At 59.5% G+C, this 12,897-nt stretch carries 13 protein-coding genes; 4 read left to right on the plus strand and 9 right to left on the minus strand.

The window, feature by feature from the left end:
* The first annotated feature begins 9 nt into the window (after positions 1-9).
* Complete coding sequence (locus CQ009_RS22320; RefSeq protein WP_105708747.1) at positions 10-810, plus strand: sulfite exporter TauE/SafE family protein; 801 nt, start codon at positions 10-12, stop codon at positions 808-810.
* A gap of 116 nt (positions 811-926) precedes the next feature.
* Here the strand turns inward: CQ009_RS22320 and CQ009_RS22325 are convergent, their stop codons facing one another.
* The 7 genes from CQ009_RS22325 to CQ009_RS22355 form a co-directional block, all read right to left on the minus strand.
* Positions 927-2,207 carry a TRAP transporter large permease gene (locus CQ009_RS22325; RefSeq protein WP_064390576.1) on the minus strand — a complete coding sequence of 427 codons (1,281 nt, stop codon included), beginning with the start codon at positions 2,205-2,207 and terminating at the stop codon, positions 927-929.
* Complete coding sequence (locus CQ009_RS22330; RefSeq protein ID WP_105708748.1) at positions 2,207-2,734, minus strand: TRAP transporter small permease; 528 nt, start codon at positions 2,732-2,734, stop codon at positions 2,207-2,209. Before CQ009_RS22330 ends, CQ009_RS22325 begins: the two co-directional genes overlap by 1 nt.
* 75 nt (positions 2,735-2,809) lie before the next feature.
* Positions 2,810-3,781: a TRAP transporter substrate-binding protein gene (locus CQ009_RS22335; RefSeq protein ID WP_064390574.1), complete on the minus strand. Its 972-nt coding sequence runs from the start codon at positions 3,779-3,781 to the stop codon at positions 2,810-2,812.
* A gap of 60 nt (positions 3,782-3,841) precedes the next feature.
* Positions 3,842-4,735, minus strand: coding sequence for an SMP-30/gluconolactonase/LRE family protein (locus CQ009_RS22340; protein WP_105708749.1), 894 nt, complete (start codon positions 4,733-4,735; stop codon positions 3,842-3,844).
* A gap of 30 nt (positions 4,736-4,765) precedes the next feature.
* Positions 4,766-5,590: an NAD(P)-dependent oxidoreductase gene (locus CQ009_RS22345; protein ID WP_105708750.1), complete on the minus strand. Its 825-nt coding sequence runs from the start codon at positions 5,588-5,590 to the stop codon at positions 4,766-4,768.
* A gap of 200 nt (positions 5,591-5,790) precedes the next feature.
* Positions 5,791-5,940, minus strand: a complete 150-nt coding sequence (locus tag CQ009_RS29985) for a hypothetical protein (protein WP_162531853.1) — start codon at positions 5,938-5,940, stop codon at positions 5,791-5,793.
* A 65-nt stretch (positions 5,941-6,005) separates the two neighbouring features.
* Positions 6,006-7,292 carry an OprD family porin gene (locus CQ009_RS22355; protein WP_064390571.1) on the minus strand — a complete coding sequence of 429 codons (1,287 nt, stop codon included), beginning with the start codon at positions 7,290-7,292 and terminating at the stop codon, positions 6,006-6,008.
* A gap of 315 nt (positions 7,293-7,607) precedes the next feature.
* On the opposite strand from CQ009_RS22355, the gene CQ009_RS22360 reads away from it, so the two are divergent.
* On the plus strand, positions 7,608-9,263 hold the full coding sequence (locus CQ009_RS22360) for an MFS transporter (protein ID WP_064390570.1): 1,656 nt from the start codon (positions 7,608-7,610) through the stop codon (positions 9,261-9,263).
* Positions 9,260-10,402 (plus strand): HlyD family secretion protein, encoded by a 1,143-nt coding sequence (locus CQ009_RS22365; protein WP_105708751.1) that lies wholly within the window; start codon positions 9,260-9,262, stop codon positions 10,400-10,402. Before CQ009_RS22360 ends, CQ009_RS22365 begins: the two co-directional genes overlap by 4 nt.
* 115 nt (positions 10,403-10,517) lie before the next feature.
* On the opposite strand, the gene copD is transcribed toward CQ009_RS22365, so the two are convergent.
* Together copD and copC are read right to left on the minus strand one after the other, a co-directional pair.
* Positions 10,518-11,375 carry a copper homeostasis membrane protein CopD gene (gene copD, locus CQ009_RS22370; RefSeq protein ID WP_105708752.1) on the minus strand — a complete coding sequence of 286 codons (858 nt, stop codon included), beginning with the start codon at positions 11,373-11,375 and terminating at the stop codon, positions 10,518-10,520.
* Positions 11,376-11,378: 3 nt separating this feature from the next.
* Complete coding sequence (gene copC / locus CQ009_RS22375; RefSeq protein ID WP_105708753.1) at positions 11,379-11,741, minus strand: copper homeostasis periplasmic binding protein CopC; 363 nt, start codon at positions 11,739-11,741, stop codon at positions 11,379-11,381.
* Between the two features lie 138 nt (positions 11,742-11,879).
* Between copC and CQ009_RS22380 the strand changes: the two genes are divergently transcribed.
* Entirely contained in the window at positions 11,880-12,500 is a 621-nt protein-coding gene (locus CQ009_RS22380) for a TetR/AcrR family transcriptional regulator (protein WP_038365564.1), read from the plus strand.
* The last annotated feature ends 397 nt before the right edge of the window (positions 12,501-12,897 follow it).

Genomic DNA, 12,897 nt, shown 5'->3' on the forward strand with positions numbered 1-12,897 from the left:
GAAAACCCTATGTTGCTGGCAAGTCTGTTTGGTGTGGTGATGGGATTGCTCCTCGGTTTGACCGGGGCCGGCGGCGGGATTCTTGCGGTGCCGGCACTGGTGCTCGGCCTTGGCTGGACGATGACGCAAGCCGCGCCGGTGGCGTTGTTTGCGGTGGGCAGTGCGGCGGCGGTCGGCGCTATCGACGGCCTGCGTCATGGTCTGGTGCGCTATCGCGCGGCGTTGTTGATCGCGGCGTTGGGCGCAGTGTTTTCGCCGTTGGGGATCTACTTCGCGCATCAGTTGCCGGAGAAGATTCTGATGATTCTGTTCAGTCTGCTGATGGTCATGGTGGCTTGGCGCATGCTGCGCCGCGAGCGTCAGCAGGAAGGGCCGAGTGATCACGGTCACGCCAGTTGGGGTCAGAAGAATTGCATGCTCAATGAAGAAACCGGGCGCTTTGACTGGACGGCCAAATGCACCGCGACCCTGGCGGCTTTAGGCGCGATCACCGGGGTTGTTTCCGGATTGCTCGGTGTCGGTGGCGGCTTTTTGATTGTGCCGGCGTTCAAGCAACTGACCGATGTGCAGATGCGCGGGATTGTTGCGACGTCGTTGATGGTGATCAGTCTGATTTCGGCGATTGGCGTGATCGGATCGTTTCACGCCGGTGTGCGAATCGACGGGCAGGGCGCGGCGTTCATCGTCGCCAGCATTGTCGGCATGATCATCGGCCGCAAGCTCTGTGCGCGAGTGCCGGCGCGGGCGTTGCAGGTGGGATTTGCCAGTGTCTGTCTGGTGGTGGCGGGGTATATGTTGTTGCGGGCGTGAGTATTGGAAGATCAAAAGATCGTCCGATCGCGGCCCGAGCCTTCGGCAGCTCCTACAGGGATTGCGTTTCCCTGTAGGAGCTGTCGAGTGAAACGAGGCTGCGATCTTTCAGGTTGTTACAACACCAGGTGCGGCAACCACAGCGAAAGTGCCGGCACGTAAGTCACCAACATCAACACCAGGAACAGCACGGCATAGAACGGCAGCAGCGCTTTCACGGTGCTCTCAATACTCACTTTGCCCACCGCCGAACCGACAAACAGCACCGCACCCACCGGCGGCGTTATCAGCCCTATCCCCAGATTCACCAGCATGATCATGCCGAACTGCACCGGGTCCACACCGATGCCGAGAATCACCGGCATCAGGATCGGCGTGAGGATCAGGATCAGTGGCGCCATGTCCATCACCGTGCCGAGCAACAGCAGCATGACGTTGATGCACATCAGGATCACGTAGCGGTTGTCCGACAGGGTCAGGAACAGCGTGGTGATTTTCGCCGGGATCTGCATCAGGGTCATGATGTAGCCGAAGCTCGCGGCGAAACCGATCAGGATCATCACGATCGAAATCGTCCGCACCGTGCGGTGCATCAGTTTCGGCAGCTCGCGCCACTTGTAGTCGCGATAGATGAACATGGTGACGAAGAATGCCCAGAGCACGGCGATCGCCGCCGACTCGGTCGCGGTGAAGATGCCGGACAGGATGCCGCCGAGGATGATCACCATCGCCATCAGGCCCCAGAGGGCTTCGCCGACGATTTTCAACGCCTGGCGCATCGGGATCACTTCACCCTTGGGATAATCGCGCTTTCTCGCGAAAATCAGACACAGCACCATCAGGCAGGCGCTCATCAGCAAGCCCGGCACGATGCCCGCCATGAACAGCGAGGCAATCGAAACCGTGCCACCGGCGGCCAGGGAGTAAAGCACCGAGTTATGGCTGGGTGGGGTCAGCAGGGCTTGCACCGAACCGCTGACGGTCACGGCGGTGGAGAAGTCCCGTGGATAGCCCTTGCGTTCCATTTCCGGAATCAGCACCGAACCCACCGACGCCGTGTCGGCCACCGACGAACCGGAGATCGCGCCGAAAAAGGTCGACGCGACGATGTTGACCAGCGACAGACCGCCGCGGACAAACCCCACCAGCACCCCGGCACACGCCACCAATCGACGGGACATGCCGCCCTCGGCCATGATCGCACCGGCGAGCACGAAGAACGGAATGGCCAGCAGCGAGAATTTGTTCACCCCCGAAGCGACCTGGATCATCACCGCCTGGAACGGAATGTCGATCCACCATGCACCGATCAGCGCGGCCGCGCCGAGCGCGTAGGCGACCGGCATACCGATCAGGATCAATACGATAAAACTGCCCAGCAGTATCAGAGCGTCCATTAAGCGGCACCTTCACTTTCTTCAACCAGGTCGAACTGCACGACGCGTCGTTTGCTCTGGTCACCGAGCAAGAGTTTTTCCACAACGAAAATCAGCGTGAGCAAACCGCCCAGTGGAATCGGCAAATAGGTCACGCCAACCCGCAGGTCGGGCAGGGCGGCCATGAACTGGTTCCAGGTGGACATGCACAGTTTGGCGCCCCAGATCGTCATGAAAATGCAGATCGCCGCCATGAGTAACTGGGAAAAAATCGCCGCTGCGGATTTCAGTTGCGGCGGCATGCGGTCGGTGAGCATCGCCACCGCCATGTGCGCGCCAGCGCGATAACTGGCGGCAGCACCGATAAAAGTGAACACCATCATCAGCAGAATCGCTGTGGGTTCCGGCCAGCTCGAACCGGTGCCCAGCACATAGCGGGCAAACACGCCCCAAGGGATCATCAGGGAAATCGCCAGGACGGAAAGGCCGGCGACCCAGATGCACGTCATGTAAATCTTGTCGTTGATACGCAGCAGCAAATTCTTCATCGGGTTCCACCGTAACCGGACGCGCCTCAAACATCGGGCGCGTCGGGCCTTTTCATGAGTATGGAGTGGGAGGCGTTACTGAACGGCTTCGATCTTTTTGATCAGATCGGCATACGGCGCGCCGTATTTCTCCCGAACCGAGGCGGTGGCGTCGTAGAAGGGTTTCTTGTCGACGGTGATGAACTCGACGCCGGCAGCCTTGAGTTTTTCTTCGCTGGCAGCGGATTTCTTGTCCCACAGCACGCGTTCTTCAGCCTGGGCAGCCTTGGCGGCTGTCTTGACCAGCGCCTGTTGATCCGGGGTGAGTTTTTCCCAAGTGATTTTCGACATCACGATCGGCTCGGGCAGGATCAGGTGACCGGTCAGGCTATAGAATTTGGCGTTCTGGAAGTGGTTGTGTTCAAGCAGGGTCGGCGGGTTGTTTTCCGCGCCGTCGATCACGCCGGTCTGCAGGGCGCTGAAGATCTCGCCGGTGTCCATGGCGATGCCGTTACCGCCCATGGCGTTCATCATGTCGATGAACATCGGGTTGCCCTGGACACGGATTTTCATGCCTTTGAGGTCTTCGAGTTTGCGTACCGGTTTCTTGGTGTAAATGCTGCGTGTGCCGCCGTCCATCCACGCCAGGGCCACCAGGCCGAATTCGGAGTTGGTGATTTTGCCGAGGATTTCGTCGCCTACCGGGCCATCGATGACGTCACGCATGTGTTTCTGGTCGCGGAAGATGAACGGCATGTTGAACACGTTCACGTCCGGCACTACTGGGCCGACGATACCCAGGCTGACGCGCGACAGCTGCACCGCGCCGACCTGCATCTGCTCGATGACTTCCTTTTCCGAACCGAGCACACCGCCGGGGAAGTACTTGAAGGTCAGCTCGCCGTTGGATTCTTTGGTCAGGGTCTTGCCCATGCTTTCTTCGGCTACGACGGTCGGGTAACCGGCGGGGTGAATGTCAGCGAATTTGAGTTCCAGCGCCTGAGCGGCACCGGCAAAGGTGAACATCAGTGGAAGTGCAGCGGCGAGCAAGGTGCGTTTGAAGTTCATGGGGGTGAGTCTCCAGTCTTGTTATTGTTGTGTTCAAGGCGCAGCGGTGCAGCAGAGGGTTTAAAGCCAATCGTTGAACAAGGGTTCCGGAAGGCCTTTGACGCCTGGCTTCAAGGCGAACACGCCGCCGGCCAGAGATTGCGGATCGCGGTCATCGCCGGGACGGATCGAGGCGACGAACAAGGTGTCCATCCCGCTGCCACCGAAGGCGCACATGGTGGGTTTTTTCACCGGTACGGGCAGCGAGTAGTCAAGGCGCCCATCCGGCGTGAAGCGATGGACGAGGCCGGCGTCGTTGGCGCAGATCCAGTAACAACCTTCGGCGTCCACGGCAGCGCCATCGGGGCGACCGGGGAAATGGTTCATGTCGACGAAAACGCGACGATTCGACGGTGTGCCAGTGTCCGTGTCGTAATCGAACGCCCAGATCAGTTGCACGTCGGGATGCGAATCGGACAGGTACATCGTCTTGCCGTCGGGGCTGAAACCGAGGCCGTTGGGCACGATGAAACCGTCGAGTTGCGCTTCGACCACCCCAGACTGCCCGGCGCCGTAACGATAGAGCCGGCCTTCGGGGGCATTCAGGCCCATGTTCAACACCATGCTGCCAGCCCAGAACCGGCCCTGACGGTCGCAGCGACCATCGTTCAGACGCATGTCTTGGCGGCTGTGCTCGACGCTGGCCAACAACTCACTGTCGAGGCTGCCGTCGCTGTGCGGGTGCAGATGGAAGAATCCGCTTTCCATGCCGGCCACCCAGCCGCCACGGCTGTGGCGGGCAATGCAGGCGAGCATTTGCGGGGTTTTCCAGGCATGCACATGCCCAGTGTCGGCGCTCCAGCGTTGCAGGCCGCCGTTGGGAATATCTACCCAGTACAGCGCATTTTCCTCTGCCACCCAGACCGGGCTTTCGCCTACGGCGTTGCGGGCATCGACGATCAATTCGGCTTGCATACTCATTCCTTTGCGTCGTTATCAGAGTGATCAGTCGCCGAACGGACCTGCCGCGACAAAGGCGCCGCCCTGATAGATCCGCGCCGGGTCATCGGCGGCCGGCATGGGTTGCGCTTCGACTTTTTCACGGAACACTTCCGAGCTGTCCTTCGCTTCGAAACCGAGGTGGCTGGCGAAGCGGTTGTCCCACCAGACGTCCTTGTTGTCGGACATGCCGTAGACAATCGTGTGACCGACGTTCGGCGTGTACAGCGAGTGTTCGAGCAATTGCGTGAGGTCGTCGAAGCTCAGCCAGGTGTGCATCATTCGACGGTTTTGCGGCTCGGGGAACGAGGAGCCGATGCGGATGCTGACGGTCTCGATGCCGTAGCGATCGAAGTAGAAACTGGCCATGTCTTCGCCGTAAGACTTGGACAATCCGTAGTAGCCATCGGGGCGGCGGGCGGAGCTGGCATCGAGCGGCTCGTCCTGTTTATAGAAGCCGATCACATGGTTGGAGCTGGCGAAGATCACCCGCTTCACGCCATGTCGGCGCGCGGCTTCATAGATGTGAAAGACGCCGCAAATGTTAGCGCCGAGGATTTCTTCGAACGGGCGCTCAACGGAGACGCCACCAAAGTGCAGGATTGCATCGACGCCTTCGACCAATTGGTGCACGGCGTGTTTGTCGGCGAGGTCGCAGACGACGATTTCTTCGCGCTCATCGCTAGCCGGAGCGAGGGCGGCGATGTCGGACAGACGCAGCACGTTGGCATAAGGGCGCAGGCGTTCGCGCAGAACTTTGCCCAGGCCACCGGCAGCGCCGGTCAGCAGCAGGCGATTGAATGGAGCGCGGGGAGTAGAGGTAGACGTCATGGCAATCCCTGGACATATTGTTATTAGGGTTGTTGTAGGTTGTCGTATGACTGCGCTGAAGTATCGGTAGGGTTTCCGGAACTTGTCAACGCGACTTTTGGTGTAGATGACGGAAGGCCCGGTTGTCTTTTCGATCACCACCGTTCCGTATTTGCAATGCAATCCCATGTGGGAGCGAGCCTGCTCGCGAAAGCGCTGTGTCAATCAACATCAATGGTGAATCTGCCGCCGCCATCGCTGGCAAGCCAGCTCCCACAGGTATCAGCGTTGTTTTCAATTACTGCATTCACCACAAAATCCTGTGGGAGCTGGCTTGCCAGCGATGAGGCCGGTCCAGGCAACACTTGCATCGACTGACACGCCGCCTTCGCGAGCAGGCTCGCTCCCACAGGGAAACTCGGTGTGGCGACTGGCTTTACAACAACGAAATCGGATAACTGATAAAGATCCGGTTCTCATCGAACTCGTTGGTGCTGAAGTCCCGGCGAATCGTTGCGTTACGCCATTTCACGTTGAGGTTCTTCAGCGGCCCGCTTTGCACGGTGTAGGCCAGTTCCGACTCGCGGCCCCATTCCTTGCCGTCAGTAATTGTTCCGGTGTGCACGTTATCGCCGCTGATGTAGCGGTTCATCAGCGTCAGGCCGGGAACGCCGAGGGCGACGAAGTTGTAGTCGTGACGCAACTGCCACGAGCGTTCCTTGGCGTTGTCATAACTGGCGTTGTAACTGTCGTTGGCGAGGGTGCCGCCGCTGGTGCCGTTGACCCGCATCCACGCGTCGTCGCCGCTGAGTTTTTGCAGGCCGACGTAGAAGGTGTTGCCACCGTATTTGGCCGAAAGCAGGGCGAACGCGGTCTTGTTGTCGAGGTCGCCGGCCTGGGCGCTGCCGTCTTCCTTGCCGGTGAAGAAACCGAGGTTGGCGCCCAGGGTCCAGTCGCCCAACGGCTGGCTGTGGCTGAGGTTGAAATACTGCTGTTGGTAGATGTCGCTGAGTTCGGCGTACCACACGCCGACCAGGGTGCGCTTGTCGTTGAAGGTGTATTCGCCGCCGCCGAAGTTGAAGCGGTCTGATGTGAACGCGCCGCGGCCGTTCATCGACATGTCTTCCATGCTCGCGTCGTTGCGTGGGCTGTTGCCGCGGAACTGACCGCCGTAGACGCTCAGGCCATTGATCTCGGTGGAGGTGATCTGGCCGCCGCGAAAGGTCTGCGGCAGGGAGCGGCCATCGTCGGAGCGCAGGATCGGCAGCACCGGCATCCATTCGCCAACCTTCAATTCTGTCTTCGAGACCTTGGCTTTCAACGCCACGCCGAGGCGGCCGAAATTATCCGCCGGACGCCCGTCATCGTGGATCGGCAACAGTTGCGTGCCGCCGGTGCCTTTGCCGCCATCAAGCTTTTGCGAATACATCCCCAGCACATCGAGACCGAAACCGACGGTGCCTTGGGTGAAGCCGGATTTGGCGTCGAGGATGAAGTTCTGCGTCCACTCTTCGGCCTTGCCCTGGGCATTGGCCGGGTTGACGAAGTTGCGGTTGAAGTAGGCGTTGCGCAGGTTCAGCGTGGCTTTGCTGTCTTCGAGAAAGCCTTCGGCATCGGCGCTCATCGGTAGGGCGAGGGCCAGGCTGCTGCAGCCGATCAGGCTCAGGGTGGAACGGTTGGAGAAGCGAGTTGGGCGGACGGAATTGCGGACAAGTGTGCTCACTGTGACGCTCCCTGTTTCGTTTGTTGTTTTTATTATTTGTCATACGTCGTCGTACAACATGGCTGCGGATATTTCCTAGGTTTTGCCGGAATGTCAACAGCAAGTTATACGATGACTTGCCGTCGCGACGCAGATCACTTTGTAGGAGCTGCGGCACGCTGCGATCTTTTGATCTGGCTTTTTAAAAAAACAGGATCAAAAGATCGCAGCCTCGTTTCACTCGACAGCTCCTACAAGGATCTGTGTTGTCCATGGGATGTGTGTTACCGGTGAATTTGCGGCAAACTTCACCCACGTTCCGCACAAGGCCTTTCCATGGATCAATACGCCCCGCGCAACTGGCAGCCCCACGAAAAGCCCAGTCTGCCCGGTTCCCCCTCGACGCCGTTGCACTCCAATCCCAAGCGCCTGGCCTATGCGCTGGTCGGTGTGCTGGTGGCATTGACCGGTGGTTTGGGTAATTCGCTGGTGGTCGCCAACCTGACGTATCTGCAGGGCGCCCTCGGCGCAACCACCGCAGAAATGGCCTGGCTGCCGGCGGCGTATGTGATGACCAACGTGTCGATGAACCTGCTGTTGGTGAAGTTTCGCCAGCAGTTCGGTTTGCGCGCATTCACTGAAGTGTTCCTGGTGCTGTATGCGCTGGTGACCTTCGGCCATCTGTTCGTCAACGATCTGAATTCCGCCGTCGCAGTGCGTGCGGCGCACGGCATGGTGGGCGCGGCGCTGAGTTCGCTGGGCCTGTATTACATGGTCCAGGCATTCCCGGCGAAATGGCGGATGAAGGCGCTGGTGCTGGGTCTTGGCACCTCGCAACTGGCGTTGCCGCTGGCGCGCTTGTTCTCCGAAGACTTGTTGCAGATTGCCGAGTGGCGTGGCTTGTACCTGTTCGAATTGGGCATGGCGCTGCTGTCGCTCGGTTGCGTGTTGATGCTCAAGTTGCCGCCGGGCGATCGTTTCAAAACCTTCGAAAAACTCGATTTTCTGACCTTCGCGATTCTCGCTACGGGCGTGGCGTTGTTGTGCGCGGTGCTGTCGCTGGGGCGGATTGACTGGTGGCTGGAGGCGGACTGGATCGGTGTTGCCCTGGCTTCGTCCATCGCGCTGATTCTCGCCGGCCTGGCCATCGAACATAACCGTAGCAACCCGATGCTGATGACCCGTTGGCTTGGCAGCGGAACGATGATCCGCCTGGCGCTGGCGGTGACCCTGATTCGTATGGTCACCTCGGAGCAGTCCACCGGGGCGGTGGGCTTCATGCAAAACCTGAACATGGGCTACGAGCAGTTGCACAGCCTGTACGTGGTCATGCTGATTGGCAGCGTCGCGGGGCTGTTGACCAGTGCACTGACGATCGACCCCAAACACCTGTTGATGCCGCTGATCATCTCCCTGGGTCTGATGGCCACCGGGTCGGTGATGGACAGTTTTTCCAACAACCTGACCCGCCCGCAGAACCTGTATTTCAGCCAGTTCCTGCTGGCCTTCGGCAGCACGTTTTTCCTCGGCCCGACCATGGTTCTCGGCACGCGCAACGTGCTGACCAATCCGCGTAACCTGGTGAGTTTTTCCGTGCTGTTCGGGATCTGCAATAACCTTGGCGGCCTGCTTGGCGCAGCGCTTCTGGGAACTTTCCAGATCGTCCGGGAAAAATTTCATTCCAGTCAAATCGTTGAGCATCTGACGCTGTCTGACCCTTTAGTGGCAGCACGCGTGCAGAGCGGCGGCTCGGCGTACGGTTCGCTGTTGGCCGATCCGAGCCTGCGCAATCTCGCGGGTATTCGCACCCTGTCCAATGCCGCTACCCGTGAGGCCAACGTGCTGGCCTATAACGACGTGTTCATGCTGATCGCCGTGATTGCGGTGCTGACCATGATCTGGCTGTCCATTCGTGCGCTGTGGCTGATGAGCACCACCAAAGCCGTCGCCCCTGCGCCATCCACACCTTCGAGCGGTGCCACTTCTTCATGACCGAACCGACCACCACGACCACCAATGCCATTGCCGCGACGCCCGAGGGTGTGGCGCCGCCGTCATCGCCGAACACCGAGCCACGCTCGCTGCGAGTGCGGATCATCTCTTCGCTGGGCTTCGCCGCGATTGCCATCGTTGGCGTGCTGATCGTGCTTTATGCCTGGCAATTGCCGCCGTTCAGCAGCGCGGTCGAGACCACGGAAAACGCACTGGTGCGCGGGCAGGTAACGATCATCGGCCCGCAGCTCGCCGGCTATGTCTATGAAGTGCCGGTGCAGGATTTCCAGTACGTGAAGGCCGGGGATTTGCTGGTGCGTCTGGACGACCGCATCTATCAGCAGCGCCTCGATCAGTCGTTGGCGCAACTGGCGGTGCAAAAGGCTTCCCTGGCCAACGTGGTGCAGCAACGCAACAGCGCCGAGGCGACGATAAAATTGCGTCAGGCCGTGCAGGCCGACAGCGAAGCGCAATTGCGCAAAAGCGAGGCCGATCTGCGCCGAAATCAGGAATTGGTACGCGACGGTTCAGTGTCCAAGCGTGAGATGGATGTGGCACTCGCAGCCAATGCGCAAAGCATTGCGGCGGTGGCGCAAGCCAAGGCCAATCTGGAAATCGCCCGGCAGGATCTGCAAACGGTGATCGTCAATCGCGGCTCGCTGGAAGCGGCGGTGGCCAGCGCCGAAGCGGCGGTGCAACTGGCGCGGATCGATCTGTCGAACACGCGCATCGTCGCCCCGCGTGACGGTCAGCTCGGGCAGATCGGCGTGCGCCTTGGCGCCTACGTCAACTCCGGGGCGCAGTTGATGGCGTTGGTGCCGAACCAGAAGTGGGTGATCGCCAACATGAAGGAAACCCAGATGGATAACGTGCGCGTCGGGCAACCGGTGCGCTTCACCGTCGATGCGTTGAACCACCGCAAATTCACCGGGCACGTGCAGCATATTTCGCCGGGCACGGGGTCTGAATTTGCCTTGTTGCAGGCGGATAACGCCACCGGCAACTTTGTGAAAATTGCTCAGCGGGTGCCGGTGCGGATCACTATTGATCCTGATCAGCAGGAAGAGGAACGGTTGCGTCCGGGGATGTCGGTGGTGGTCAGCATCGATACCGCAGCCGGCGACACCCAACCCCACTGACCCAATGCATAACCTTGTGGGAGCGAGCCTGCTCGCGAAAGCGTCGTATCAGTCACATTTCTTTATCTGACACACCGCTTTCGCGAGCAGGCTCGCTCCCACATTTGAACTGTGTTTATCCAGTGATCATCGGGGGCAGGGTGCCGAGTAGCGAGACGGCGGCTACGGCGCCAATGCCGAGCAACCATTCAAGCATCACGCTGCGTCGCAGGGTGCCCATTCGTTGTTCGCAGTCATCGATGCGCAAGCGGTTGAACAATGCCAACCCGAGCATCGCCAGCACAATCATTGCCTTGATCAGCAGAATCAAGGCAAACCCGCTGAACAACGGCGTCGGCCACCACTGGCCGGTCAACACGCGCACGTTGATCAAACCGGTGATCAGCAGCCCGGCGACCAGCGCATAACCGACCCCGCTGAAACGCCGCAAAATCGCCGGCATCGGCTCCGTCGGCTGACGCAGAATCAGCACCAGCAACAACAGTCCGCCGAGCCACGCGGCCACGCAGGTCAGATGCACGATCTGGTTGAGAATCAGCAATTGCCCACTCAGCCCGTTGAGCATCGCCCCATGCCCGACCGGTGCCAGGGTCGCCAGCAACAACGCGCTCAAGCCCAATCGCAATGGCGTGCTTGAACGCCAAGGTGTGAACAGCAACGCCAACAGCACAGCATTGATCAGCAGATGCCAACGCCACACCTGACCAAAAAACGTGTGGCCCAGCACCAGCGAAACTGTGTCCGGATCAAACGCCGCCGCTGCCGAACCGGCCATGCTCGCAGTAATCAAAAGTGCCCAGGCAATTCCGCTGAGCAGCGCCACAGCAGCCAGCCAACGCGCCAGTCGCGCCAGGTGCCGGTCCACTTGCGGCGCTTCATCCTTGAGCAGCAACGGCCTGAACAGCCAGGGCCCGAACAGCATCAACACCACGATGAAATGCACAAAGCGGCACAGCACCAGCGCTTCACTCATGAATTACTGGCCAACCTTGAACTGATAAGCGCCTTCGCTTTTGTGCGTATCGACCGACACCGCGTGCCATTCGACTTTGTATTCGCCAGCGCTCAGCGGTGCGGCCGGGGTGACGATCAGGGTTTTCTTGTCGCCTTCGGTGGTCAGCGGCTTGATCGCGACCGGCGCGCCATCCTTGGTCACGGTGACTTTGGTGAAACTGGCCTCGACACCTTCGGAAAAGGTCAGGCGCAAATCGGCCGGGGCGGCGACGGTGCTGTCGGCGGCCGGGGTCTGGCTTTTCAGGTGAGCGTGGGCGAATACCGAGGATGCGGCGAACAGTGAAGCGAGCAGGGTAGTGGTGGTCAAGACGTTCTTGAACAGCATCGTAGATACCTCTGAGACAGGATCGAAGAGCCTCAGTTTAGCCATCCAGCCGCGTCAGTACGAAGTTTTGTTTACAGCGTTAGCCCGCGCACCAGAGCGGATGCTAGTCTTGGGCAACGCTGTTGTCAGGGAGCCCTCATGGGCAATCACAAGATCGAGATTCGTCGCAGTAACGTCGAAAAAATCCTCCTGGCTGCGGAGAAAGTCTTCGCCGAAAAAGGCTTCGGTGGCACCGCCATGGCGGATATTGCCGCCGAGGTGCAACTGCCGCGTTCCAACCTGCATTACTACTTCAGCACCAAGAGCGAGCTGTACAGCGCGGTGCTGTTTGATCTGCTGGAAGTGTGGAAACAGGACGCGCTGTGCTTCGAGATGTTCGACGACCCGCGCGTGGTGTTGAGCAGTTACATCCGCGCCAAGATGAACCACTCGCGCAGCCGCCCGTACGGCTCGAAAGTCTGGGCCAACGAAATCATCCACGGCGCGCCGACGCTGGGCGAGGCGCTGGATGTCAGCCTGTATGACTGGGCGAAGATGAAGGAGGCGAAGATTCGGCAGTGGGTCGAGGACAAGCGGATTCTGCCGGTGGAGCCTTCGAGTTTGCTGTACATGATCTGGGCGTCGACACAGCATTACGCCGACTTTGATCATCAGGTGAATATTCTCAACGAGCATCAGCCGCTGTCGGACATGCAGTTTGAGCGGGCGGTGCAGACGGTGACGAGTGTGATCTTGCGTGGGATCGGACTGGAACCCTAGAAGCAGACCCTCACCCCAGCCCTCTCCCGGAGGGAGAGGGAGCCGATCGAGGTGTATTTAGAGGTACATCGACCTGAAAGACCGGGTTGATTATGGATTCAAAGCAGTCCTTGCCAGTTCATGCATCGGTTATGGATTCAAATCAATCCTTGCCTATGAGTCCTGTCGATTATGGATTCACAGCAGCACTATCAGGTCGGCGGAGTTTCGCAGCATCCCCCAATCAGTCCCCTCTCCCTTTGGGAGTGTATGTACCGGACACATGGTGGACGGGTGTTCGGAGACATGGTGGACACATTTTAATAGACACATTGCTCATCACCAAGGAGATGACCTGTGTCCTGGGAAGAGGTGTCCACCGTGCAGCTTCGTTCAGAATTCGTGCTTTTGGCTCGGC

The organism is Pseudomonas sp. MYb2 (genome assembly GCF_002979955.1).
Taxonomy (GTDB): domain Bacteria; phylum Pseudomonadota; class Gammaproteobacteria; order Pseudomonadales; family Pseudomonadaceae; genus Aquipseudomonas.

Bases quoted from the DNA above. Each gene is read 5' to 3' on its own strand.
- CQ009_RS22320 (WP_105708747.1), top strand. From the start codon at position 10: ATGTTGCTGGCAAGTCTGTTTGGTGTGGTGATGGGATTGCTCCTCGGT.
- CQ009_RS22325 (WP_064390576.1), bottom strand. From the start codon at position 2,207: ATGGACGCTCTGATACTGCTGGGCAGTTTTATCGTATTGATCCTGATC.
- CQ009_RS22330 (WP_105708748.1), bottom strand. From the start codon at position 2,734: ATGAAGAATTTGCTGCTGCGTATCAACGACAAGATTTACATGACGTGC.
- CQ009_RS22335 (WP_064390574.1), bottom strand. From the start codon at position 3,781: ATGAACTTCAAACGCACCTTGCTCGCCGCTGCACTTCCACTGATGTTC.
- CQ009_RS22340 (WP_105708749.1), bottom strand. From the start codon at position 4,735: ATGCAAGCCGAATTGATCGTCGATGCCCGCAACGCCGTAGGCGAAAGC.
- CQ009_RS22345 (WP_105708750.1), bottom strand. From the start codon at position 5,590: ATGACGTCTACCTCTACTCCCCGCGCTCCATTCAATCGCCTGCTGCTG.
- CQ009_RS29985 (WP_162531853.1), bottom strand. From the start codon at position 5,940: ATGCAAGTGTTGCCTGGACCGGCCTCATCGCTGGCAAGCCAGCTCCCA.
- CQ009_RS22360 (WP_064390570.1), top strand. From the start codon at position 7,608: ATGGATCAATACGCCCCGCGCAACTGGCAGCCCCACGAAAAGCCCAGT.
- CQ009_RS22365 (WP_105708751.1), top strand. From the start codon at position 9,260: ATGACCGAACCGACCACCACGACCACCAATGCCATTGCCGCGACGCCC.
- copD (WP_105708752.1), bottom strand. From the start codon at position 11,375: ATGAGTGAAGCGCTGGTGCTGTGCCGCTTTGTGCATTTCATCGTGGTG.
- copC (WP_105708753.1), bottom strand. From the start codon at position 11,741: ATGCTGTTCAAGAACGTCTTGACCACCACTACCCTGCTCGCTTCACTG.
- CQ009_RS22380 (WP_038365564.1), top strand. From the start codon at position 11,880: ATGGGCAATCACAAGATCGAGATTCGTCGCAGTAACGTCGAAAAAATC.